The sequence below is a fragment of the Flavobacterium cheongpyeongense genome (assembly GCF_003202435.1).
GTDB classification, from domain to species: Bacteria; Bacteroidota; Bacteroidia; order Flavobacteriales; family Flavobacteriaceae; genus Flavobacterium; species Flavobacterium cheongpyeongense.
In genome coordinates this window covers 125,220-149,679 of sequence record NZ_QJHK01000005.1, presented here as the reverse complement: position 1 = coordinate 149,679, position 24,460 = coordinate 125,220, and the positions used below count along the sequence as shown (strand labels likewise).

The window sequence follows — 24,460 nt, the reverse complement described above, 5'->3', positions numbered from 1 at the left end:
GGAGAGGCATTTTTTTTTATTTTGAAATTATTGAGGTAACAATTGTAAATGGAATCTGATATAAGGGGGTATATACAACTTTATTAACCTCAAAATATTTTATTATGAAAACAATTGTACATCTAATTACGGGATTGTTCATTTTAATGTGCGGCTCTGTTTCTGCACAAAAATATCAGGACACATTAATAACAGTCAAAAATGTTAAACTGCACTATGAATATGATGTAAGCTGGAGTAAAGAAGTGAAAGCGAGAAACATTGAACAGTTTATCAAAAACCAATCAGAACCTTCTATTAAATCTTCTACACAAATCCAGTCTATTCTGCAGCATATAAAATTATCTAAAGAACCTTGCGATAATTCGGGATTTGAAAGCGGCTACAGCGGTTGGACAGGCTTGAGTTTAAAACACGGAATTACAATACTTCCCATTGAAAATGGCTTAATATTAAATCCGGGTGTTTCACCATTACCTTTTACCGGTACTGCATACGGGCAGAATTTTACTTCAATAGAAACAACAGGTACAGATGCTCTTTTATTGAGTTCGACGCCTTCTTTTTCAATGTCTAAAACAGCACCAGGATCCTCAGGGACACAATCTATTCGTTTAGGAAACGATCAGCCGGGATTTGGGGCAGAAGGTATTGCCAAACGTTTTGTTGTAACCGCTGCCAATGCTAAATATTATTTTCAATATGCTATGGTAATGGATAAAAGCCACTCAAACGCAAACGGTAGTGCAAATGGTTCTGAAGTTTTTTTTATTGCAGAGGCAGTAGATATGACCGGGGTAACTGTCGATAAAATGGTAGATATTGCAGCTCCATCCAATCCTTTTATCAGTGCAACTAATACTCCCGGTGAAGGAGTGAAGTATTACAGGGACTGGCGTTGTGCGTATCTGGATTTATCAAGCCATATAGGTAGGGAAGTAGTAATCATGTTTATTAACTCAGATTGTTCTGCGGGTGGTCATAATGGGTATACCTACATAGATGATACCTGTGCAACGTGCAAAAATACAGCTGAGGGAGCAATTGATTTAGATTTAAAAGGGCATGAATGTATAAATCCGAAACAAACTTTCAATGGTACATTTACGGTTCCTCAAGCGGCAACCAATGTTCAGATTAGTTTTGAGATTTATCAAAACGGAACAATGTTAAACACCATTGCTGCCAGTACAGTTTCAGGTTCCAATTATACAGTTGATGTAGCCGCAACAGATTTTCCAAATCAAATGCCCGGTACTTGTTATGATGTAGTGGCAAAACTGACTTTTAATTTAACTGACTTAAACGGAAACGTACAAACAGTTGTTCAGTATTCTGCAAATCCGGTTTTAGGGGTACAATACGGACAAACGTCCGGCTTTAATAATGATATTTGTTTTTGTATCAATAATTTAGGAGCCTATTGTTGTGATTCTGAAAATTTGGTTGTAAACGGTAATTTTGAAGCTGGAAATTCAGGTTTCACAAGTGCTTATACCTTAGACCCATCTACATATCCGGGACAATACAATGTAACGAATACTGCAGTAGCTTTTGGAGCAACAGTAACAGATCATTCTTTTTGTGTTGATCCTGTAACGTATGCTTCAAACGATAATTATTTGACCGTGAACGGAAAAACACAACAAACAGGTTCGTCTGTAATTTGGGAACAAACGATAACAGGATTAAGAAAAGGTGCTACCTATCGTTTTTGTGCTAATTTCAAAAACATGAAACAATGTACTTTTGATATTTTTCCAAAAGTTAAAATAGAAGCGGGATCTGCAAGTTCGGCCGTATTTACAGTAAATATGCCAACAGCCAATGCTTGTGCCTGGCAAAATGCTGACCTGGTTTTTACAGCAACAGGAGCCAGTGAAACTGTTCGGATTTATCTGGATGAGACTGGTAATGGTGATGGTAATGATTTAGCAATTGATGATATTTACGTTGGAGCCCTGAGTGATCCGGGACTAGCTATAACTGTACAGCACAATGGAACCAATAATGCGATTATTGCATCGGTTAATAGTATAGCTACAACAGATGATACTATTAAAGGAAATTGCAGAAAATACTATTGGTATGTAGCCGAAGTAACTTCGTATCCTTCTATCGTGATTAACTGGAGCACTTTTGCTCACGGAAATAATACTGGAAGTAATTTACCACCATACGCAGGAACTTCATCTGCTACGACCTGGGATCTTACAACTGCTTTTCCGGGTTATACTTTTGCCAATAATAAATTGTATATAATCGGAATGTACACACCGGAATGTGATTGTTATGATAGTGATTTTACTTACCAGTTAACCTTTAATACCACCGCTAAAAACGCCAATACTGCTGGTATTACAGAAGAACAAAAAGCAGAGATTATCGATGCCATCCTAAACGGATTAAAACCGGGAAAAACAGATTCATCAAGTACAGATGATCTGGAAACGGCACTAAAAGACAATGTACAGCTTTATCCTAATCCTGTAATGAATGAATTGACAGTTTCTGCTTTAAATGAGTTAATTACAGAAGTAGTCATTTCAGATTCAGCAGGTAAAATAGTTAAAAAACAATCTTTTGTATCACAGAACAGTGTAGAGAAAATGAATGTTTCAGGATTGGCTCAAGGACTTTATTTTGTTAAAGTAATAAGCGATAAAAACGTTTATACATCAAAATTGATTAAAGATTAAAAAACAGGTTTACTAAACAAATGGGTTATCTATAAAGCATTTAGATAGCCCATTTTTTTAGATATAAAATCATTATTTATAGTGATTACTTTCGTTTTGGTAAGAATTAAATTTGATGTATTAAAATAATCGTATGTTTTCTCCAGGATGTTATCTGTAATAATGAAATTTTACGATCTGCCATTTTATAAATTTTTACTTAATGAAAAATATTTTACTTCTTTTCTTTCTTTTTTTTAGTATTTCAAACTATGCACAGTTCACCGGTATACCTGAAATTAATTTCGAAAAAAAACTCATATCCCCGGGAATTGACAGCGGAACCCCTGATGAAAAAGTTTTAACTTCGGCTATCTCATCCGTAACTGCATTGTCTGTTGATAATAGCGGTATAAAAGATCTAACAGCTATTCAGGATTTCTTGGCTCTTAAAGAGCTTTATTGCTACTATAATTCGTTAACAAACTTAGATCTTTCAAAAAACACAAACCTTACAATAGTCCAATGTTATAACAACAATCTGACGAACCTAAATCTTGAAAAAAATATAAGTTTAACCTATTTAGATTGCTCTGCAAATGAATTAATGAGTTTGGATGTTTCAAAAAATTTGATGCTAAAAAAAATATCATTTTCATCTAACCAACTTACTTCAATCAATGTTTCTAAAAATGACAAGCTGGAAACATTACAATGTAATTTTAATAAACGGGCTGTCTTAGATATTCAAAACAATAAAGCTTTGGTTAATTTAATGACTACAAATAATCAAATTACCAGTCTTGATGTTTCTAAACTAACAGACTTAAACCGAATTGAGTGTGGAGACAATCTGTTAAAAAACCTTGATAGTATTGTCTTAGAAAGCGAAAATAAAACAGTTAGCCGAAAAATTATCATCAATTAGAATTGGTAAAAAAGTTGGAAATATCAATCAGATCATTGGATTTAAAAGAAAAATTTAAAGATATTCATCATGTAGAGATTGCAGAGGTGAATGCTTTTGCTACAAACTATTCGTTGCTTCTAAATATTTGGAAAACGGAAGAATATAAGTCATTGAACCAGCAAGTGATTGTCCTCAATAAATTAGAAATCATTGCCAAATATAAGTTTTCAAAAAATTTAAAATGGAATTGTATTCATAACCTCAATAATGGCTTTTATCTGTTGGGAAGCAAATTTTCAAGCTTATACTCGGGTGCTGTACTGGCTTTATTTAAAGAAAATACCATTATAGCTTCACAACTATTTGCTAAAGGATATGCTACTGAAATACATACGATACAAAAAGACAAAGAGGATTCTTTTTTAATTAGCGGCAGCTGGTACCAATTTCTGCCGTGTGGAAGTCATGATGATTATGTTCCGGTACAATGGCAAAGTCAAATAACGATAGAAAGTTCCGGTTTTAAGGATAGAGATCAGGCCAGTCTAAAAACGATTAAGTCTCATATTCCGGATTCAGATACCGAGTCAAAAAATTATTACATACTGGAAGATTATGGCATTTCTAAATATAATAAAGATGATGAATTAATCTGGAATCAGGGCCTTGGAAATGTAGGTCATGAAAGTTTAAAGCCAATTCATAAAATAGTTCCGTTTTTTAAAACCCATAATGGGAAAACAGTTCAGGATGGTGTATGGTTTTCAGGAGCAGATTTTTCAGAACCATTATTTGGAAGAGTAACGGGCGGAGGTACGATTTTATCTTTTAAAAACATACTGATAGATTTTCAGGAGATTTATAAAATTTATACGCTGATTCCGGGACAGGACAACAATTGTTTATTGATTGGAGAAACTCTGATTGCAGGGAAAGGCATGGGCTTATTTATACTTTATAATCATTTTACTGAAGGTATCTGGCAACAAAACATACAATACATCAACTTTAGTGAGAACGGTTTAAAATTTAAAATTCAGGATTCGCCTGAATTTCATAATCGTTATTTACAAATCAAGGCAATCTGTCCTCAAAGTGAACGACTTGAGGATCTTGAGGAAATCATCATTTTTGGAAATGCAGATCATCTTCGCGACCGGAATAACGGTTTTATATGGTCTGTCAGAATAAACAACGCTTTTTAATACCGGTTTCAAATGAAGAATCTCATTTTATTGTTTTTACTTTTTAATACTATAATCATCAACTCGCAGAATAAAAATATGGAATACGAATACGATCAGGAAAAACTGAATAGTGCAGGACAACGTGAGGGTGAATTGATTCATACCTCTTATGATGAAAAGACAGAATACAAACATTTGTATAAATCCGGAAAGCTGATAGAGACGACAAACTACCGTTATTTTGTAGAGGGCAAAAAAGAATTGGTTGGAAGATATAAAGATGGAAATCCTTTTCAAGGCTATTTTGTTTATAGAAATGAACTTGAAATTCCACTGATAGATTATTATGAAAACGGAGTATTTATGTCTCAATATACTTGTTCACTGCTGGATTTGATTCAGTTTGAAGGACAGGAATTTAATTTAAAGTTTACTAAAACCACTTATAAAAATAATAAACCTTATGATGGATTGTTTCATAAAGAAGAATTCCGTTTAGATGGAGCCCATCTTTTAGCTTCGGAATATTACAAAGATGGCAAAATTACCAATGTAGATTTTTGGATTATGGCCCTGCATTATGCCGAATTAATTAAGATGAAGTTTTTGCCAGACGGTTATATGGTTTATAAAGAAAGTCTGCCAAATGTTGAAGATCCGGAAGTTGATAATAAATTCAGAAGCATCACGGTTGAATTCGAAAATCCTGAAAACGGAAATGTTCTTTTTGAGGTCGAAAACAAATTAATAACAAAATACCATTTTAGTTATTCTGATATATCTCAAAATATAAAACCGCTGGCAGGCATTGTATCCTACTTTTTCTTTGATGATAATACGGTTTTAAAGACTCAGAATTACAATCTGAAAACTGATAAAATTTTATATAATGAGGCTTACGGATCTAATTCTAATTTAATTTCTCAGGTTTTTTTAATGATAAATAATCAGCCAGTTCCTCATTTTTCGAATGAAGGTAAAAATGATTATTCACTTTTATTAGATCTGGACAAGCGCATCAATACCAATTCAGTTTTATATCTGGATGAAAAAGGAAATCCGGTGAGAGGCTTTTTGATCGAAAAAGAGAAACAAGACAAATATAAATACACATATTACGAAGATTCTAAAATCATTTCCAAAAAGGATGCATTGACTTTAGAATCTTTGAAAGGATTAATTTTAAAAGAAAAGAAGTAATAATATGAAAAATTTTGAAAAAACAATCAGTCAGGAAGTAGCAGATTTTGCAAAGGATAATCCAGGTAAATATAAGTTAATTACAGACAAGATAAGATCGTACCATTATAACGACTACACTAATGATTACTATTCTTTTGCGCCATTTAAGAATCAGTTATTAGATATTTATATAAACCATGCTTTGCAGGATTACAGGATTTCAAGAAGTAAAAACCTTAGAAATGAAATCATTGAAATTGCCGATTATAAGCTAGATAGACGCTATGACGTCATTATTGCGCTTGACGACGAAGAAGCGTTTCAAAAAGTATTAGGCTATGCGACAGATTTTTTAAAGGGTGACTCTTTTTTATTTGATCAGAAATTGTATGTAAACAGTCAATCCCTTTTTGCATTAGTAAAGGCTTATTATAATCCGAAGTATAAAAATACGGTTCTTTCCTTTTTTAATACAGCTTTTGAATATGCTAAAGTTTATGCCAAAGAAAAAATTGAATTTGGAAGAAAAGCAGACACAGATCCTGATGCAGAAACATTATTAGAACTGGTTCAGGCTATTTCGTCATTTAAAGATGAAGACAGAGAGCAATTTGCCAGTTTGATTTTTGAAATTTACACTTTTAGTAGTCAAAAAAAGAGAGGTTACGCAATGTATCAAGCTTCAGGGTTTATGGCAATTCAGTTAACATATTTTCAGGCCAGCTTTAATATAAAAGTCATAATCGATGCTATAGAAATTACGGGTAAATACTATGCCGACAATATTTTTGTAAAACAAACTTTGTATGCCAAATGGTTTTTAGAAAAAAATACAAAGGAAGCATTTCTTTACTTTCAAAGTAACACTAATCCTATGTTTGCTGTTTTTGTTTTAACCGATTTGGGTTTTAAAGATGCATTGCCCTTATTTATCGAAAAACAAAAAGAAGAAGAAAATCCTGTAATGTGGGAAATTTATGAAGAGGCGATACAAAGGCTGAAAAATGATTTTCTGCCTAAAAATCAAACAGAGAGAATGAGTTGGTTAAACGGAAACTTAACTCCTACCCAAAGAGCACTGGGTGCAGAAAATGACAATGTTTTTGTACAACGTGCGCAGCAAAAAACATTTATTGATGATAACGTATATGAAACTGATAATGATTAATAAAAAAATGAGGCAACAGTTTTCAGACGATACCGATTTTTTTAGTTGCTATTAAAGATGCGTAATGAACTATAATTTGAAAGAAGAATAACAGGAAAATGAAGTTTTTAATAATCAAAACTATTTTAATGCTAAACATCATTACTTGTTTGGCTCAGTCTTCTAAGAAATATATTATGGAACAATTAAAGTCAAAACAAAAACAAGAACTCATTGTAATAGCGCTTCATATTCTAAAAGAAAAGCAGCCTTCATTGGTAATTAATTTTGAGGATTTTGAAAGTACAGTATGGGGAAACAGTAAAGAAATACTAGTCAAATTTCGAAGAATTATAAGATATATTCCACTTAGTACTAATCCTGAAAAACGCTTCTCATACGATATAACAGTGAATTTAAACACCAATGAAATTTCACCATTTGATGTTTGGTTTCAATCTGAATTTTATATTGAAACCAAAGCAGACCAAAAAGCACTTGCGTTTATAAAGAAAAATTTTGGTGTGTTTTCCAGTGATTTTGAAAACATAATTCAAGAAGATGAAGAAGATTATTGTATACATCAGACCAATTCTTACTCTTTAGGTATCTACAGGTTAAATAAAAAAACAGGCAAAGTAGAAATGTCACTTAACGGACACATGGAACCAACGCCCAAACCTATAATTCAAAATCCTGATGATTTTATTGAAATCAAATAACTTAAACAAAGCTGTTTTATAGTTTTAAAAGTTATAAATCGAAATATTTTTGATTGAATAACATTGAGATACAAAAGAAATAAACATGAACGAATTACTTATTACTAAACAAATACAAGAAACATTATTAAAAATTGTTTCCCATGAAGACAATCCTGTAATCGTTTTTATTTACATCGATACTTCTACGGATGAAAATAGGGAAATAGTACCTTTTTTGAATATATATGCCAGTTTGATTTTTGATGGAGCGAACTTTGATGAGGCTATAAAAAACGCAGTTGATAATTGCAATAGCGGTTATATAGAAGATGTTTTACAAGATATTGATTCAAGTAGTTTTGAAATTAATCTTTCAGTATTCTATCCAGACTGGCCTGATGAAGTTGAAATTGGAGACCAGAAGATACTAAATATTCTTAATTTGTTCGTTAATAAAAATCAGGATAAATTCAATCTGATAGAAAAATTATATTTCGATTATGTGGATAATTTTGATTTTGTAAAAATCATTGATAAGTCCAATACTAAAAATTAAATTGCAGCCAATACTAATTTCTTTAAAACAGATTAAATTAAAACATGAAAAATTATAGCAAATACAAAAAAGCAAAAGAAGTTTATTTGAGTCCTGAATTCGCTTTTCCGATAGCGGTGATCGTTATGGCTTCTGCCATTACCTATGGATGTTTATACTTTTTGGGTATTACCGTTGCAATTCTTTTTAATGTATTTATTTCGTTTTGTGGAAATTTCTTTTTCTATTATTATGGTAAGTCATCTACACATATAACTTTAGAATTTTTAATTCGTGTTGCCCTTACTACTGCCTTCTTTTTATTCATAGATTATGGCGTTTATGCACTGGTCATTTATCAAAAAACAGATGTTTTCAATAAATTATACTTGTATATATGGTTGACTATTATCGTAGGAGGGCCTTTTTTGTATTATGTTTTCCAGCATAGCCGCTATTATTTTCAGGAAAAGTCAATGGCGGTAACGTATATAAAAGTTTTTTTTAAAGTTCATCACGACAGGGAATTACTGAGCTATATTGATACTATTCAGTTTGTTAATACAGCAAGATGTACCATGTCTGATATTAAATTAGAAAAGCCTAATTGTTTTTATTCAGAATCTGAATTAAACAAAATGGATAGCAGAGATAGAAACTACTATACAGGAAAAAGCGTTTTTAGTGAAATGATCCACTTACCTTTTGGTACAGATAGTCTTTTTATGTCCTGGTATTCTATTATTGAAGACAAATACTATGATATCGAAGTGCCTTTTCCTTTCGAAAAGCTGGTGATTGAGCAGGAAAAATATCCTACGAATGTTTCTGCTGCTTTAAGGGGTAAGAAAACCAAGAAACTCAATTTACACATTCATGAAAATGGCGGAATTCGTCTTTTTAATGAGGATGAGGTTTTAATTGACCTTCCTGAAAGTATTCCTACTGTCATTTCAGAAGAGCAACGAAATGAAAAAATAGAGTTCCATCGACATTCACATGATTATTATCGAGACCAGAAAGCTTTTTCAGGTTTGATAGAAAAAATTAAAACTTCAGGGCGAATCCAGGAGCGCTTTTTAATAAAAAACAAATTGATGCTGTGGAGTATGACTCTTTCCGGCCTTAAAGGAAATAATTATTTGGATCTGCAGGATGTGTCATTTAGTAAATACAAAACGGAATTGGCAGAACTGGAAACAGAAAATTTAAGATTTCTGCCAAAGGAGATCGGAATTGTATACAGAGGGAATTATTTGTATGATTGGCTGACGTTATCCATCAATACTCTGGAACTGTATCATTCTATTCAGGAGCTGACTGCTGGAAATCATGAAATTCCTGTTTTGTTTGACCTTGTTTTTGAAGATTTTTCAGAAACAGGATTGAAATTTACAATTAGAGCCAGGGATAAATTTGTACTATTTAATAATTGGAAAATTGATATCAAAAAGGATCGTAAACAAGACATGACAGATCATTTGCTTGATATTGATGAAGATCAGCAAAAAAGGGATTTATATAAAGAAGCATGGGATTTGGTTGCAGGAAAACAATACGATCTGGCACAGGCAAAATGCGATGCCATTAAAGCAATAGACCCCAGATATGGTTTTGCTTATTTTCTGGAAGCCCGTTTGGTATGGTATAAAGAAGGCTTAGAAGCCTGTTATGCCAAAAAAGATTATTTTATTGCTAAAACACAGCATGAACCTGCTGCACTGGCACATATTTATAACAATTACGGTTGTTTGTATGACTTAGAATCCCGTTATGAGGAGTCTTTATCAGAGTTTGAAAAGGCCATTGCAAGCAATCCGAAAGAAGGGACTTATGTATGTAATCTTGCCGAAGTTTACTGCAAGTTGAATAATCCCCAAAAAGCACTTGAAGCTGCAGAAAAATCTAAAAAAACAGGGCATGAGTCAGCCACACTCAATGCTATTTTAGAAAGTAAAGGAATGCGTTATTCGTAGAAAATCATTACAAATAGTGATGTCCGGTAAAACCGATAGTGATAAATTTGATTTAAATTTTTTCTGCCTAAATCATTTATAGGTTACCTGCGATATGAAAAAAATTAGATTGTATAAAAAAATAGAGCCCGTAGGGGGAAATTTTGAGCAATATCTTCGCTATGCTATTTTGCCTTTGCTGGTGGCTTCATATATTTTTTATCCCATTTTATATTTTTTAGGTACAGAAGCTGCGTTGTTTTACAATATCATTTTGGCTTTTACCGCAGCATATTTTTACAAGGGCCTAAGGAAATTCTCGTCATTTTTATGCATCAACAGCAGTGATCAGAAAATCAGATCACTTATTTCTTTTGTTGTCATATTGATTATTCTGCTCATTACCAATTACGGTTTTTATTTATTGGTTTTATATCAAAAAAACAACGAGTTCAGTAGCATTAATTTTTATTCCTGGCTGGTTATTTTGTTTGGTATACCGCTAATGTACTATAGCTTTAAATTAGCTCAGTATCATTATGTAAAAAAACAGCAGGATCAGGCGTTTGTAAGTATAGAACTTGTTATCAGTTATGATCTGGATCTTTTCTTAGCGATAGATACCATTCACTTTGTAAATACAGTAAATAGAAAATCTTCTGATATTAAAATTACAAATAACATAAGGTCATATTCTCAAAAAGAATTTATGGCAATGAAAACAAAATCTAGATATTATTATATCAATAAAGAAGGATTTAGAGAGACGGTTCAGATTCCTTTTAATGCAAATATGTTTTTATTGTCATGGTTTTCCTATGTTGAGAATAAATATTATTGCATAGAAATCCCATTTCCTTTTAAGAAATTTATTGAAGAGCAGGAAAAATGTTCAATAGATAAGTTTAAAGTATTTACAGGCAGTGAAACAAAACCGTTGTATCTGCATCTTTATTTAAACGGTGGTTTTAAATTTTTTTACAAGGATGTAATACTAATTGATTGTCCTGAAAATAAGGAGCAACAGATTAGTGAAGAACACAAAAAAATGAAATTCGGATGAATCATAATTATTGGTAATAAGATAAATAGTAAAGGCTTTTTAAAATGAAATCAACACCTAAACAATTTGACCTTGCAAATGGAAATTATATCTTGGACATTCACGGACCTGTAAAAAAAGTAAAAGAGTTATGGAAAAGGAATTTCGAAGCCAAATCTGCTCCATTCGTTTATGAAGGTATTTTATACACCTGCGAAGATCAGACTCTATATGCTATCGATTCGAAAACAGGTAATTCTATTTGGGAGATTACAATTCCGGGACGTGCCACAATTCCGGTTTTTTATAATGATCTTCTGATTTTTGGAGGAAATTATATTGATAGTCATGTATATGCATTAGATAAAAATTCAGGTAAGGAAATCTGGAGATACAGGACTGGACCATCAACAGCCCCTGTTAAAATAGCACCTATCATTGCTGATGATTTACTTTATGTGTCGGCAGGTAAAACCATACATTGTCTTTCGGTTCTTAGCGGAAAAAAACAATGGACATTTGGTTTGAAAAAAAAGTCAGGAAATACCAATATGGTTATCGCCTCAGGAAAAATATATGCTGCAACACAAGAGGCTTCCGGCAAAGAAGAATTACAATGTATAGATAGTGAGAAAAAAGAACTGCTGTGGAAAATCAAAACGCCTGGTCTTTGGTCAAATCTTATTTGTGCAGAAGAATATCTATTTTATCTGAATACGAGTGCCGAATTATGCGAAGTAAATTTAATTACCGGAAAGGTAGAGCAGTCAAAAATAGCAAATCTTACCAATCGCATAACCAATGGAAGTCTGAATTACAACAATGGAATTTTGATTATAACAGTTGCAAGTTATATCCTTGGCCTTAATTTAACCACAAATCCATGGTCTTGGCAATGGAATTTTAAAACGAAAGCAGACATTGGCAGACCGGTTATTGCACAGGACAAAATCTATTTTGCAACCATGGGTAACGGAATTTATGCGATAGATGCCAACTCGGGTCAGGAAATATTTCATAAAGAGTCGGAGGTAAGATCGGGCTTAGCTTGCGGAATTTATGACTCCATAATTTTTGTAGCCGGTTCAATGAGTGAAAAAGAGTTAACAGCATATGCTCAATTATAATCTAAAAACAACTCTTTAATGTTAAATACGTATATTTTAACTGCCATTTTATTTTTAGGAATTTTTCTTTTTTTAGTTCGAAATCTAAATCTCTCAAAATACAAATACTTATTTAGGAATACGATTCTAAGCAACTCCAAAAAATATGAATTGACACCTGTTCTTAGGGGACGCGTGTATTATCCTCGTTATTTTTACATTCCTTCCTTAAAACAATATTTGGTGTATTCGGATGTTGATGAAACAGGCGATTTTAGAGAAGATCAAAATAAAAATAAACCCAACGGAAAAACATATTCACTACTCGATGAAAACGGAAACAGTCTTATTGTTTTAGAAACACCTTTGTCGTTTTCTAACAGAAGCGGCTGCTTTTATGGACCGGCGTCTTATATTCCTTTATTAGAAGCAGGCAAAACAAAAGCGCTTCCTTACGATCAAATACATAACACAGCCCTGGATCTGGGACGCAGGGATTTTGAAAAGCTTTTTATACAATTGTACACATCATCTGAGTACATAGAGTTTATTAATCTTCGGGTGCTTGGCGACCAGATTCATGAAGCAGGTGTAGTTTTCAGACGTCAGGGTAAAATTGAGATTTTGCTTTCAGGAGTAAGAGACAGTCGAATGATTTGTCGGTTTCAGGAAGACAGGATCACCAATAATTTTGAAGATTATTATCTGCCGGATATTTCAAATAAAGAAACTTTTCCGCAATCAGAGCCAGAAATCGAAATGATCAGACTGCAAACCACTAATATTAATCCATTTGTACACTGGAGAATAGGTTTCAATCGTGAGTTTAATATAGAGAACTATAAAAATAAATATTCTGAAGGATTGCAGGGGGGTGGAAGATATGGCTGTATACCAATTTATGTACTTGGTGAATCCGTGGGTACTGCTTATGTTCGCTTTAGGACAAAAGGAGAAACTTTCAGGATTAAAGTTTTAGAAGTAGCAAAAATGAGTTTTGTACCGGCTTATAATTTAGGCCTTCGTACTTTTCAGGTACCCCAACAGCATCAGACTAAAAGGTCACTGGTATTTATGGAATCGGTACAAAATGGTGGTAGCAACCGTATGGGCGGCGGAGTTTTTGTGGTTCGTCCAACGATAAATAGGAATCCATCAGCTGATCTTCCTCAGGATATGAAAGAGAAAGAATTTAATAAGCTGCCCCTCAAATTACAATGGGAAATATTAAATCCGGTTAGTGGCAGCTATCAAAAAAATAAGAAAAATTAGCTGGCTTATCAAAATTTAAAAGAATTTCTGAACTGAAAAAAAGATTGAAAACGTTTTCCGGCAACTTTCTGTTTCATCATGCTTCTCAATTAAACTGGGTAAAACTAAATAAATTGTCAATTGAAACGTTAACTGTATGTGGGGAAAACATAAGGAAGAAATTAGAGGCAGACCATAATTGAGACTTAATAAATATGAACAATACATTATACGCCAAAATACAGGAAGAATTTAATCACATTGCAGATACGTTTATAGAAAAAGAGATTGATGTATTAGCAGATGAAAATCTGATTACGATTCAGTCAAAATATAACCTGTACGATATCCAGCCTTATTTTGCACAGCTTACCAACGATGTATTGGCACCGGATACAAAGCTGACAATTGAATCTGAAGATGATTTTGATCCGGAAACGGATGATTTGTACGAATACAAAATCAATTTTGAAAACAGAAGGGCTTATCTCAAAAGAGAACATTATGGAGACGGTGTTTTTTATAGCACTCTTTATGAATATACAGCTCAATATCACAAAAGTTTTTCGGTATATCAAAATAAAGAGACTGTAAAAGCGATCAACCTTAGTTATCTCTATTTAAAAAACGGGCTGCCTGATCAGTTTATAGAATGCACAGAGTATGGTATTTCGCTTAAAACCTATACTTGCGAAAACGAAATTATTAAAAATTATAAGCTGGAATGGCCTAATCACGATCATCATTGTATTGGTGAATTGACTTTTGATACTGAAAAAAAACTGGTAATGATTACTGAAACAGCTTCTGATGGAAGGGTTCGTGTTTTGTTTGATACTACAGCTCCGACTAAAAATATTGAAGAAGTTTTAGAAAAAATAGAAGCGTTTTTGGTAGAGAACATAGCAGATCAGATTCTTGAAAAAGTAAAAATAGAAGAACCTGTTTATTGTATATTGTTTGAATATACCATGCAGGGGCCTTTTCCGCCAACAATTGCTTTTGGCATAACCTCAGAAGTAGAGGGCAATTTTGAAGATAAAGAATTATATGAACTTTACAATGCGCCTGACATGCGGTATTTCTCTGAGAACGATGAACCCAACCCCATTAATATTGATTTTTATCCAGTCGATATTCAGTCCAGTTACTTGATTGCCAATTCGTATGGAGAAAATATCCCATGGCAAAATGAAGAAGCATGTGAACTATGGGAAAAACAGATATTTGATACGTATTTAAGGATTTGCAAACGATTGATGCATTTTGATTTTTCAAAATCATTTGCTAAAACAGAAAATTTTTTGGTAATGGCGCGCGATTTTGAACAATGTAACGAAGAAGATTTTTATCAAAATATGTTGTATTACATAGCCAAAAAATAAAGGACTAACGTTATTTTAACCAATACGCAATATATTCTTTCGGCATATGACGATCTGGTAATTCTGCATCAGGGTCTAATGCGACTATTTCTCCACATAGTTTAACTAATTCATTAAAGACCACGTAGTATTCATGAAGTACCTGAAAATGCTCAGGGCTTTCATCTAATGATGACCTGTATTGAGTGGCAAGATTTGCCAATTTTATATGCAATTGGTTTATTTTGGTACTATCTTTCATAGTGATTTTTTTACTGTTTAATTTTCATCATAAGACATTAAAGCAATTTTCTTTGATAAAGATATACTTCTGACGATTTAAAATAAAAAGTTTTTTGCATCAATTAAATTTCATTATTAATTATTCTGATTAATAATTTTTGTAAGATTCTTTTCAAAACATAAAATCATTATTTCTAATGACTGCTACTTAAAAACCCAGGATTAAATTTGCAGTAATAAATTTATAATTAACTAAAAAAATAACTCATGGGATTAGCAGAAAAACGTTTAGCAGAATCAATTAAAGTTGAAAAAATACCGGCTTTTGAAGCAAAATTAAAAGATAAGGCAGGATACGATATCAAAGTAGATATTGACTGGAATACTTTTACAGCTTTTAATCAGTATCCGCTTGAAAGATTAGATATTGTTTTTGATGATTTGGAATCATTTGTAAAAAAAATATGTGCTGATGATATGGGGAAAGAAGCTTTAAAAGAAAAACTTTCAACTATTCATTTGACCAACACAGAAAATAATGATGAGGTGGCAATGGAACTAAAAGACAATACTTTGTATTTGACGCATCAGTTGGTTCAGGCTTCTTTTAGCTCACAAACCGATTCGCAAATTGCAGATTACGTAGAAAAGTTACTGTAAATGATTGAGTCTTATAAAAAGAATCTTTTCATTGAATTTTCTGGCTGGTTTATAAAACTTGCTGATTTTGCCGATAAAGCAGAAGATGTTTATACTTTACCTAAACTCGAATTAGTATTGCATACAGGAAATATTATTCGCGGTTGTATTATAGGATATGACAGAACCAGACAAGATAAGCTATTGATGGTTATAGGAATTCCTGATTCAAATCCAAAATCTGAAATTACCTTAGTTCCGGGTTCTCAGGTGGCAGCAATAACTTTTATGGATGCTAATGAGACACTGAGGGTGCTTGAACCTAGTGCTACAGTTAGTGTTTTGGAATTAAAGCGTAGTGTCAAAAAAGTTGAAGAAGATCTGGAAAAAATTGTTGAGTCTAAAATCAGTCTTGTTTTAGACACAGATAATTATCCTGAAAATAATAGAAAAATTGTTTTGGAAACGATTAAATTTTTGCCATCAATTTTTGAATCGCTGACTGAAGACAAACTAGGAAAAAAGGCTGTTATTGAAAATATAGAGAATATTAAAATTTCGATTACAGAAGCGAATTCGATGGTTTTAGAAAACAAAGAACTTCATATCGCAACAAGTACTGGCTATAAACTTCCAGGTAAGGAAAAAGAAAGAATGAAAAGGGAAATTGAGAGTGTTTTGTAATACATTTTTTTTCAATTTCAAAAGATTAAGGTTACTCTAAAAATTTCAAGAGTAACCTTAATTGTTACTATTATTTGTTCAAAAAACAAGAAGTATGATCAAAATTTAGAGTTTAAAAAAATACATTTTAGCACGCGCCAAAGTCCCTGATTACTATTAGACACTTATAACGTATGCATTGAATTTGCTGGAATATATGGATTTTTCAATGACAAATCTAATACTACATTAGTTATTGATGTAGGTAAAGGTTTTGTAAATTAATCAACCAGTCCATTTTCAACAGCATATTTTACCAGCCCGGCCGTATTTTTAGCATTTAGTTTTGATAGCAAATTACGGCGATGGGTGTTGACCGTATTCAAACTGATAAATGTTTTTTCAGCTATTTCTGCCGTGTTGTATTCTTGTGCAATTAAGACCAAAATTTCTTTTTCACGAGAACTTAATTCGGTTATGTTGGAAATTTGCTTTTCTATTTTTTGGTTGTTATTCAAATATTGCTCTTCTACTTCTTTAGAAAAATAGTTCTTACCTCTGGCAACGCAGTAAATTGCTTCTAATAATTCTGATTTCTCCGCATTTTTTAGTAAATAGCCATTTACACCAATCCTGATTAATCTTGAAATTATTTTTGCATTGCTATGCGTACTCACGATTATAATTTTTATGAACGGGTATTCCTTTTTCAATATTTTGCTTAACTCAATTCCGTCCATTTCAGGCATACTAATATCCAGCACTACCATATCTGCACTTTGAATTTTTAAAATATTCAAAACTTCAATACCATTTACTGCTTTGCCAATTATTTTTATTCCGGATTCATGTTCAATTAGTGAAGCAATTCCTTGCAGAAACATCGTATGATCATCAGCAATGATAAGTTTTAATTTTTCCATTATCAATAATTTGGGGTTATAGTTGGGTTAGATTATCAAGTTGTTTTTTTACATTAATTTCTTTTTTTATTTATTTTCTGTATTAGACAATGGTAAAACAGGGATTTCAATATTGGCAATCGTACCTCTTTTAAGTTTAGAATCCACTACAAAAGAACCATTTAGTTTGACTATTCGGTTTTCTAAGTTAATGAAACCAATTCCCGGTTTGTAATTTTCAGGATTAAAACCAATACCATTATCTTCAAATAAAATATTCAGGACATTTTCGATAAGATTAAGTTGTAAATCCATTTTTGAAGCTTTTGCATGTTTAATTGTATTGGTCAGAAGTTCCTGTATTATTTTAAAAATCTCAATCTGGATTTCTTCATTTAAAGCATCAATTTCTTTTTTCGGATATACCGTAAAATCGGTTTTTATGTTACTGGCTTCACCAATATTATTAAAATAGGACTCTAAAACTTCACAAAATTTGTGATGTGTAAATTTTTTAGGAATCAAGGTGTGGGATAAATTTCTAACCTGCTGATAAGTTTCATCTAATAAGGCAGTAAGGTTTTTTATTTTTGGAGAACTGGAAATTATCAAATGATTCAATTGAAGTTTTATTGCGGCTAAATTTCCACCAATACTGTCATGCAACTCCTGAGAAATACGCTCTCTTTCTTTATCCTGGCCACTAATGGACGCTTTAATTAATTTTAACTCCTGATCTTTTAAAAGATTATTTATATTCTGGGTACTTATTTCAGCCTGTTGGATGTTTAACAATCGCTGTGTTTTAAGTCGTTTATAATACTGAAGCAACAATCCGATTATCGGAATCAAAACAATAAGAAAACCAAAAATGGTCATCAGTTTAGTTTCTTTTTCCTGCTTTATCTGTAACGATTTTAGCTGCTGATCCTTTTTTAGCAAAGATATTTCGCTTAATTTTTTTTGTGATGAATTCTGAAAAAATAATATCGTATTTTCGGTTATCTTTTGAGAGATCTCTTCCTGAAGGTTCATATTCTCAATAGCTTCCTGTTGTCTTTCAAGTTTTAACTTTTTAGTAGTATTGTCAAATTGTAAGAACCTGATTTCTTTTTCTCTTTGAGCTGTTTTGTATTTGATTTCCAGTTCGTTAATTTCACTGGTTTTCTGAATCTTATTTATTGAATCTTTTATTTTGGTAGACTTTGTCAGGTAATCAAAAGCATTTTTATAATCTTCTTGTAAAACTGCAATTTTTTTGAGCTCATCATAAAAATATACCTGGTTATCTAAGTAACCGAAATCAGTCGCTTTTTGTAGGGCTTCTGAAAAAATCAACTTGGCATGCTTATAGTTCTTTAAATCGATATAGGTATCACCAATATTTCCGCGTGCAATTAAAGCGATTTGGTTTAATTCGTTTTTATCAGCAATGGAAACAACTTCTCCATACATTTTTAAGGCTTCAGCTGTTTTTTGCTGCAGTTGATAATTCGCTCCGATGCTCAGGGCAATTACTGCTTTGGCTTGTTGATTGTTTGTTTTTTCACTAAGCTGTTTTCCGAGATTATAATAATAATTGCCTTTTTCATACTCTTTTGAATTTGAATAAATATTACCCAGATTAATATAACTTCCCAGACTTATTTCTTCATCATTTTTGTATTCTAAGCATTCTTTATATGATTTTATAGCGTTTGTTTTGTCTCCTAAAGCCTCATAAATGCCAGCTAACCCGTGCAGATGTGTGTAGTATAAATCGGTTTCTTTATATTTTTGACAAGTTATAAGGCCTTTTAAATGCCATTTTTTGCTTAAATCAAATAACCCCTTTTTTTTATAATTCAGACCCATTAGATTATATCCTAAAGAGAGGAACCTGTTTTTTAGAGAGTCGTTCGTTATTTTTGTATTGTACTTTAGAGCTTGGTCAGTATAATAAATAGACGAATCTAATACAGCTCTTTTATTATAATAGTAAGCCTGCAATAAAATAAGGCTGGCTCTGTTAGAGGGGTATCTTACATCTTTTAAAAATGTTTTTGCCTTTTTTAGTGCTTTTTTTTCTTCTCCTTTGTTGTATAAATTATAGAATGATGTAACAACTTCATCTTCTTCATCTTCAGCAGATTTTTTTACCGTTGATAATATTTTTTTTTTATTTCCGTCAATTTGAGCATACAAACAGCTTGATACTATAAAAAAGACAAGTAGAAAAAGACATTTAAAATTAGCTGTCATGCGGTTAAATTACGAAAATAAAAGAGTAAAAATCGGTGTGTTGTTATTTGTTATTTGTTTTTTTGAGACTTTAAATTTAGCATAAATAGATTTAAAATCTTCTTTTTATGTAAATAAAAATGATAAATAAGTTAAATAAATTTAGTGGTAAAATATTGTTAATGGAATGCGTTGAGTGTAGTTCGTTTTTGATTATAGTTTTTCGTCAGTCGATTTTTTTTTAGATAAAAATTGTATGAGGAACAGAAAAATTATCATCAAAATCGGTTATCGATACTTTTTAGTTCCTTTTCTCTGTACAAAAAAACAACTGACGTTTTGAATAATTTCACCCAATGGATTAGTGATAAATATCAATAATTGAAATTATTTTTTCCAACAAAAATTAAAATTATACTATTTTAGAAATAAATTGTGTAACATAAAAAGATAGAATTTTAATAAATTTACCCTATTCAAAAAAGATAAGGTTATGAAAAAATACTTATGCATAACAACGTTTGTAATACTTCTGGTTTGCTCTTGTGCAACCAATCCTGTTACAGGAAAAAAAAGCCTTAATTTTGTTTCTAATGGTGAATTGTTCCCATCTTCCTTTCAGCAATATGAGACATTTCTTAAAGAAAATAAAGTTATATCAGGAACAGCAGATGCTAAAATGGTAAGCAATGTTGGGGCAAGGATAAAAGCAGCTGCAGAAAAATATGTGACTTATTTAGGTCAAAATCAATATCTTAAAGAGTATCAATGGGAATATAAATTGGTAGAAAATAAAGAAGTAAATGCTTGGTGTTTGCCTGGAGGTAAAATTGTAGTCTATTCCGGTATCTTACCAATTACGCAAAATGAATCCGGTTTGGCAACGGTTATGGGACATGAAGTTTCGCATGCTTTGGCAAATCATGGTGCTCAAAGAATGAGTGCGTCCCAACTACAACAATTAGGTGCTGTAGGTGTTGCAGTTGCAACTGGAAACCAAACTGCAGAAAAGCAGGCTATGTGGCAGCAATATTATGGATTAGGATCAGAGGTAGGAGTGATGCTTCCGTTCAGCAGAAGCCATGAGAGCGAAGCTGATAAAATCGGATTAACACTTATGACGATTGCAGGCTATAATCCTGATGACTCAATTGCCTTCTGGACAAGAATGTCTTCTAAATCAGGAGGTTCTGGCACACCTGAGTTCTTAAGCACACACCCTTCAGATGCAACCAGAATTGCTAATCTGAAATCTTTGATTCCACAGGCAAGGCAAATAGCGGCAAAAGTTGGGATTGTCAGGATTTAATCTAAAATATAAACTCCTCATTAGTTAAATTGTAATCAGGCAATTTTAAACGGCCTACCCATATTTTGTTTTGAATATAATTTTCGAAACTCATGTCTTTTTCAAACGAAAACATCAATTTGTTGGGTTTGTCGCTATCCAGGTTGGTTAAATAATTTTGTAGATCGACTTTATCAACTGAAACACCATTTACGAAAATAGAATTTGTTTTAGTGAAAAAAATCAAAATACCAAATTCAGGTTTATTCATCTTATAATACACATTTGTAAAAGGCAAAAAGGCTAAATTTTTTCCAACAGAATCGGCATAAGAATAATAATTGTGCGCCTTTTCATTTTTATGGGCTCTATCACTCCGTTTCTTTTCCTGCAGTTTTATCACTTCGGGAATTATAAGTTTTAATGGCAAACGTTTATCAATATTGAAAATCCAATTGGTTGAAATGATGCTGTTTTTTCTGTTGACTTCCGCAATTGTATCTTTTTCTTCGGTTTTAAAAAAGATATAAATTGGAGAATGATCCTCGACATTTTTAACGATTGAAACATTCGCTTTTGGTAATAATACATCTTGTTTTTTCGCACACGAAATAAAAAGAAAAATTATAAGTAAACTGATGTATTTCATTTTATAAGTTTAATTTATTAAATAACGTCACACACTCTACCGCTTCTTTTACATCGTGAACCCGGAGAATTTTTGCACCTTTTGTTAAGGCTATCGTATTAAGGACAGTTGTTCCGTTTAAAGCTTCGTGAGCCGAATTATTAAGGGTTTTATAAATCATTGATTTTCTAGAAACTCCAGCTAAAATGGGTAATTCTAAGAAATTAAAAAGTTCCATTTTCTGTAAAACTTCATAATTTTGATCTATAGTTTTGGCAAATCCAAAACCCGGATCTAAAATTAAATCATTAATTCCCATATTTCTGGCTTTTTTTACTTTTTCAGAAAAGTAGAAAAGCATTTCTTTTACGATATCATCATATTGTGTCAAACCCTGCATTGTCTGTGGATTGCCACGCATGTGCATCATGATATAAGGAACATTATATTGTGCAATAATTTCAAGCATTTTAGGGTCTAATTCACCGGCAGAAATGTCATTTATAATTGCGGCACCATTTTCTATCCCAGCTTTCGCAACCTCAGATCTAAAAGTATCAATGGACAAAAATGTATCAGGAAAATGCTTCATAATCAATTCGATTACCGGAACAATTCGATCCATTTCTTCTTGTTCAGAAACAAACTCAGCACTTGGTTTACTGGAATAAGCGCCAATATCAATAAAATGAGCTCCTTCAGAAAGCATTTTTTCAACCTGAGAAAGAATTTCAGTTTTATTTTTATATTTTCCGCCGTCATAAAACGAATTTGGGGTGAGATTTAAAATCCCCATTATTTTAGGAACTCTTAAATCAATCAAACGGCCTTTACAGTTAATCAACATTTTGTATGTGTTTTATTTTTGTCAGTTTTAAGCCTCAGATTGTTCGATTAACAATTTGTTTAGAAAAAACTTGAAACAAAGAAACCTGAAACTTGAAACTATTTAATTTAATCCTTATTTTTGAACAAATTTTAGCAAATATACAGCAATAAATGAAGAATACTTCCCTTGAATTTGATAATGTTATTACAGTTTGCCGCACCTTGTTTATCAATAAAATGAAAGATTATGGTAGTGCATGGCGTATTCTGAGACTACCTTCGTTAACAGATCAAATATTCATAAAAGCTCAAAGAATCAGAAGTTTACAGGAGAATGAAGTCCGAAAAGTGGATGAAGATGAAAAAGGTGAATTTGTTGGAATTATTAATTACTCAATCATGGCTTTGATTCAGTTAGAATTAGGAATTGCGGATCAGCCCGATTTGGATGTTTCAAAAGCAACCGAATTATACGATGCTAAAATTAAATTAACCAAAGAGTTAATGGAAGCTAAAAACCATGATTACGGAGAAGCCTGGCGTGATATGCGCGTAAGTTCGTTGACCGATTTGATTTTGCAGAAATTACTTCGCGTCAAACAGATTGAAGACAATAAAGGAAAAACCCTGGTTTCTGAAGGGATCGATGCTAATTATCAGGATATGATTAATTATGCTGTTTTTGCATTGATTTTAGATCCGCTTGCACCACAACAATAGATTTCAAATAAATCCCAAATTTTAAAGATGAAAAATAGTATTACCCAGTTCTCCCGCCTTTTTGTTGGCGTATTGTTTATTATTTCCGGATTAATTAAGCTAAATGACCCTGTAGGTTTTTCGTATAAATTGGCGGAGTATTTTAGTGAACCTGTATTTAATATTCCTTTTTTAGAGCCACTGGCTTTAGGTTTAGCGATCTTTTTGGTGATTTTAGAAGTGGTTTTAGGAGTTGCCTTACTTGTAGGATATAAAGCAAAAACAACTATATGGAGTTTACTGCTTTTAATAGTTTTCTTTACTTTCCTGACTTTTTATTCGGCTTATTTTAATGTGGTTAAAGATTGTGGCTGTTTTGGTGACGCATTGCATTTAACCCCTTGGCAATCATTTACAAAAGATGTTGTTTTATTGTTCTTTATTCTCGTTTTATTTTTCAATCAAAAATTAATCAAACCCTTATTTTCAACTCCAAAAACTAATTTTTCGGTTTATTTAAGCGTTGTTTTATGCGCATTTATGGCAGTTTGGGTGTTAAATCACAATCCGATAAAAGACTTCCGTCCATATAAAGTAGGAACTAATATAGAAAAAGGAATGGAAATTCCTGAAGGTGCACCAAAATCAGTTGTAGAAATGATTTTTATTTATAAGGTGAATGGCGTAGATAAAGAATTTACTGAAAAAGATCTAATGAATATTCCGGAAGGAGCCATATTTGTTGATCGAAAAGACAAAGTAATCACAGAGGGTTATGTACCGCCAATTCATGATTTTACAATGACAAAAGAGGACTCTGATTATAAAGAAGAATTATTGAAAGAACCAAAATTATTGGTTTTTGTAAGTTATGACCTGACCTTAGCAAATCCGGATGGGATGCAAAAATTAGAAAAACTAAATCAGGAAGCTAAAGCGCAAGGATATAAAGTAATTGCAATGACGGCTTCAGGAATTGATGAAATCGCAAAAACAAAAAAACAATATGCACTGAATGTGGATTTTTACTTTTGTGATGCAACTGCTTTAAAAACTATTGAAAGAGCAAATCCAAGTGTTGTGGTTATTCAAAAAGGAACAATTATTCAAAAAGTACATTATAACGATATTGATAAATTAGCATTGTAAAGCCTACTCGTTAAAAAGATTTTTAATTCATAAATGTTTTATAATTAAGCTGTTATTGAATATTCTTTTTTTGTACTTTTATTGCAGTTTATAAAATATATGTGGATTTTAAGTTATATTTTAAAATACAAATGTTTCAG

At 32.1% G+C, this 24,460-nt stretch carries 22 protein-coding genes; 17 read left to right on the top strand and 5 right to left on the bottom strand.

What is annotated here, in order from left to right:
• Positions 1–104: 104 nt before the first annotated feature.
• From DMB65_RS07990 to DMB65_RS07935, 12 genes are all read left to right on the top strand, one after another.
• The gene (locus tag DMB65_RS07990; protein WP_110306122.1) at positions 105–2,699 is read left to right on the top strand and encodes a T9SS type A sorting domain-containing protein; all 2,595 of its coding nucleotides are present in this window, start codon (positions 105–107) and stop codon (positions 2,697–2,699) included.
• A gap of 202 nt (positions 2,700–2,901) precedes the next feature.
• Positions 2,902–3,606, top strand: coding sequence for a leucine-rich repeat domain-containing protein (locus DMB65_RS07985; protein WP_110306121.1), 705 nt, complete (start codon positions 2,902–2,904; stop codon positions 3,604–3,606).
• A 14-nt stretch (positions 3,607–3,620) separates the two neighbouring features.
• Entirely contained in the window at positions 3,621–4,793 is a 1,173-nt protein-coding gene (locus tag DMB65_RS07980) for a hypothetical protein (protein ID WP_123955288.1), read from the top strand.
• 12 nt (positions 4,794–4,805) lie between these two features.
• The gene (locus tag DMB65_RS07975) at positions 4,806–5,975 is read left to right on the top strand and encodes a hypothetical protein (RefSeq protein WP_123955286.1); all 1,170 of its coding nucleotides are present in this window, start codon (positions 4,806–4,808) and stop codon (positions 5,973–5,975) included.
• A gap of 4 nt (positions 5,976–5,979) precedes the next feature.
• Positions 5,980–7,125, top strand: a complete 1,146-nt coding sequence (locus tag DMB65_RS07970) for a hypothetical protein (protein WP_110306118.1) — start codon at positions 5,980–5,982, stop codon at positions 7,123–7,125.
• A 128-nt stretch (positions 7,126–7,253) separates the two neighbouring features.
• Complete coding sequence (locus DMB65_RS07965) at positions 7,254–7,826, top strand: hypothetical protein (protein WP_123955284.1); 573 nt, start codon at positions 7,254–7,256, stop codon at positions 7,824–7,826.
• Between the two features lie 85 nt (positions 7,827–7,911).
• The gene (locus DMB65_RS07960) at positions 7,912–8,364 is read left to right on the top strand and encodes a hypothetical protein (protein WP_110306116.1); all 453 of its coding nucleotides are present in this window, start codon (positions 7,912–7,914) and stop codon (positions 8,362–8,364) included.
• Positions 8,365–8,408: 44 nt separating this feature from the next.
• Positions 8,409–10,319, top strand: a complete 1,911-nt coding sequence (locus DMB65_RS07955; RefSeq protein WP_110306115.1) for a tetratricopeptide repeat protein — start codon at positions 8,409–8,411, stop codon at positions 10,317–10,319.
• Between the two features lie 94 nt (positions 10,320–10,413).
• Positions 10,414–11,361: a hypothetical protein gene (locus DMB65_RS07950; protein ID WP_110306114.1), complete on the top strand. Its 948-nt coding sequence runs from the start codon at positions 10,414–10,416 to the stop codon at positions 11,359–11,361.
• Between the two features lie 44 nt (positions 11,362–11,405).
• Complete coding sequence (locus DMB65_RS07945) at positions 11,406–12,467, top strand: PQQ-binding-like beta-propeller repeat protein (protein ID WP_110306113.1); 1,062 nt, start codon at positions 11,406–11,408, stop codon at positions 12,465–12,467.
• A gap of 18 nt (positions 12,468–12,485) precedes the next feature.
• Positions 12,486–13,718, top strand: coding sequence for a leucine-rich repeat domain-containing protein (locus DMB65_RS07940; RefSeq protein ID WP_196239569.1), 1,233 nt, complete (start codon positions 12,486–12,488; stop codon positions 13,716–13,718).
• A 194-nt stretch (positions 13,719–13,912) separates the two neighbouring features.
• Complete coding sequence (locus DMB65_RS07935) at positions 13,913–15,082, top strand: hypothetical protein (RefSeq protein WP_110306112.1); 1,170 nt, start codon at positions 13,913–13,915, stop codon at positions 15,080–15,082.
• 10 nt (positions 15,083–15,092) lie between these two features.
• On the opposite strand, the gene DMB65_RS07930 is transcribed toward DMB65_RS07935, so the two are convergent.
• A complete protein-coding gene (locus tag DMB65_RS07930) occupies positions 15,093–15,323 on the bottom strand; it encodes a hypothetical protein (RefSeq protein WP_110306111.1) in 231 nt (76 codons plus the stop codon).
• Between the two features lie 248 nt (positions 15,324–15,571).
• On the opposite strand from DMB65_RS07930, the gene DMB65_RS07925 reads away from it, so the two are divergent.
• Positions 15,572–15,964: a hypothetical protein gene (locus tag DMB65_RS07925; protein ID WP_110306110.1), complete on the top strand. Its 393-nt coding sequence runs from the start codon at positions 15,572–15,574 to the stop codon at positions 15,962–15,964.
• Positions 15,965–16,627, top strand: coding sequence for a hypothetical protein (locus DMB65_RS07920; protein ID WP_110306109.1), 663 nt, complete (start codon positions 15,965–15,967; stop codon positions 16,625–16,627). It abuts the gene before it with no gap.
• A 260-nt stretch (positions 16,628–16,887) separates the two neighbouring features.
• Here DMB65_RS07920 and DMB65_RS07915 read toward each other — a convergent pair whose 3' ends face one another.
• Both DMB65_RS07915 and DMB65_RS07910 read right to left on the bottom strand, forming a co-directional pair.
• On the bottom strand, positions 16,888–17,529 hold the full coding sequence (locus DMB65_RS07915) for a response regulator (protein WP_110306108.1): 642 nt from the start codon (positions 17,527–17,529) through the stop codon (positions 16,888–16,890).
• A gap of 66 nt (positions 17,530–17,595) precedes the next feature.
• Positions 17,596–19,749 (bottom strand): tetratricopeptide repeat-containing sensor histidine kinase, encoded by a 2,154-nt coding sequence (locus tag DMB65_RS07910; RefSeq protein WP_230470624.1) that lies wholly within the window; start codon positions 19,747–19,749, stop codon positions 17,596–17,598.
• A 472-nt stretch (positions 19,750–20,221) separates the two neighbouring features.
• Between DMB65_RS07910 and DMB65_RS07905 the strand changes: the two genes are divergently transcribed.
• Positions 20,222–21,037, top strand: a complete 816-nt coding sequence (locus DMB65_RS07905) for a M48 family metallopeptidase (protein ID WP_110306107.1) — start codon at positions 20,222–20,224, stop codon at positions 21,035–21,037.
• Between the two features lies 1 nt (position 21,038).
• Here DMB65_RS07905 and DMB65_RS07900 read toward each other — a convergent pair whose 3' ends face one another.
• A complete protein-coding gene (locus tag DMB65_RS07900; protein WP_110306106.1) occupies positions 21,039–21,665 on the bottom strand; it encodes a hypothetical protein in 627 nt (208 codons plus the stop codon).
• Between the two features lies 1 nt (position 21,666).
• On the bottom strand, positions 21,667–22,491 hold the full coding sequence (gene folP / locus DMB65_RS07895) for a dihydropteroate synthase (RefSeq protein WP_110306105.1): 825 nt from the start codon (positions 22,489–22,491) through the stop codon (positions 21,667–21,669).
• A 152-nt stretch (positions 22,492–22,643) separates the two neighbouring features.
• On the opposite strand from folP, the gene DMB65_RS07890 reads away from it, so the two are divergent.
• Positions 22,644–23,192 carry a DUF1599 domain-containing protein gene (locus DMB65_RS07890; protein WP_110306104.1) on the top strand — a complete coding sequence of 183 codons (549 nt, stop codon included), beginning with the start codon at positions 22,644–22,646 and terminating at the stop codon, positions 23,190–23,192.
• 27 nt (positions 23,193–23,219) lie between these two features.
• Positions 23,220–24,320 (top strand): BT_3928 family protein, encoded by a 1,101-nt coding sequence (locus tag DMB65_RS07885; RefSeq protein WP_110306103.1) that lies wholly within the window; start codon positions 23,220–23,222, stop codon positions 24,318–24,320.
• Positions 24,321–24,460 lie beyond the last annotated feature (140 nt).

What these genes read in the sequence shown, in the direction of transcription:
- DMB65_RS07990 (WP_110306122.1), top strand. Translation starts at nt 105, where the DNA reads ATGAAAACAATTGTACATCTAATTACGGGATTGTTCATTTTAATGTGC.
- DMB65_RS07985 (WP_110306121.1), top strand. Translation starts at nt 2,902, where the DNA reads ATGAAAAATATTTTACTTCTTTTCTTTCTTTTTTTTAGTATTTCAAAC.
- DMB65_RS07975 (WP_123955286.1), top strand. Translation starts at nt 4,806, where the DNA reads ATGAAGAATCTCATTTTATTGTTTTTACTTTTTAATACTATAATCATC.
- DMB65_RS07970 (WP_110306118.1), top strand. Translation starts at nt 5,980, where the DNA reads ATGAAAAATTTTGAAAAAACAATCAGTCAGGAAGTAGCAGATTTTGCA.
- DMB65_RS07965 (WP_123955284.1), top strand. Translation starts at nt 7,254, where the DNA reads ATGCTAAACATCATTACTTGTTTGGCTCAGTCTTCTAAGAAATATATT.
- DMB65_RS07960 (WP_110306116.1), top strand. Translation starts at nt 7,912, where the DNA reads ATGAACGAATTACTTATTACTAAACAAATACAAGAAACATTATTAAAA.
- DMB65_RS07955 (WP_110306115.1), top strand. Translation starts at nt 8,409, where the DNA reads ATGAAAAATTATAGCAAATACAAAAAAGCAAAAGAAGTTTATTTGAGT.
- DMB65_RS07950 (WP_110306114.1), top strand. Translation starts at nt 10,414, where the DNA reads ATGAAAAAAATTAGATTGTATAAAAAAATAGAGCCCGTAGGGGGAAAT.
- DMB65_RS07945 (WP_110306113.1), top strand. Translation starts at nt 11,406, where the DNA reads ATGAAATCAACACCTAAACAATTTGACCTTGCAAATGGAAATTATATC.
- DMB65_RS07940 (WP_196239569.1), top strand. Translation starts at nt 12,486, where the DNA reads ATGTTAAATACGTATATTTTAACTGCCATTTTATTTTTAGGAATTTTT.
- DMB65_RS07935 (WP_110306112.1), top strand. Translation starts at nt 13,913, where the DNA reads ATGAACAATACATTATACGCCAAAATACAGGAAGAATTTAATCACATT.
- DMB65_RS07930 (WP_110306111.1), bottom strand. Translation starts at nt 15,323, where the DNA reads ATGAAAGATAGTACCAAAATAAACCAATTGCATATAAAATTGGCAAAT.
- DMB65_RS07925 (WP_110306110.1), top strand. Translation starts at nt 15,572, where the DNA reads ATGGGATTAGCAGAAAAACGTTTAGCAGAATCAATTAAAGTTGAAAAA.
- DMB65_RS07920 (WP_110306109.1), top strand. Translation starts at nt 15,965, where the DNA reads ATGATTGAGTCTTATAAAAAGAATCTTTTCATTGAATTTTCTGGCTGG.
- DMB65_RS07915 (WP_110306108.1), bottom strand. Translation starts at nt 17,529, where the DNA reads ATGGAAAAATTAAAACTTATCATTGCTGATGATCATACGATGTTTCTG.
- DMB65_RS07910 (WP_230470624.1), bottom strand. Translation starts at nt 19,749, where the DNA reads ATGACAGCTAATTTTAAATGTCTTTTTCTACTTGTCTTTTTTATAGTA.
- DMB65_RS07905 (WP_110306107.1), top strand. Translation starts at nt 20,222, where the DNA reads ATGAAAAAATACTTATGCATAACAACGTTTGTAATACTTCTGGTTTGC.
- DMB65_RS07900 (WP_110306106.1), bottom strand. Translation starts at nt 21,665, where the DNA reads ATGAAATACATCAGTTTACTTATAATTTTTCTTTTTATTTCGTGTGCG.
- folP (WP_110306105.1), bottom strand. Translation starts at nt 22,491, where the DNA reads ATGTTGATTAACTGTAAAGGCCGTTTGATTGATTTAAGAGTTCCTAAA.
- DMB65_RS07890 (WP_110306104.1), top strand. Translation starts at nt 22,644, where the DNA reads ATGAAGAATACTTCCCTTGAATTTGATAATGTTATTACAGTTTGCCGC.
- DMB65_RS07885 (WP_110306103.1), top strand. Translation starts at nt 23,220, where the DNA reads ATGAAAAATAGTATTACCCAGTTCTCCCGCCTTTTTGTTGGCGTATTG.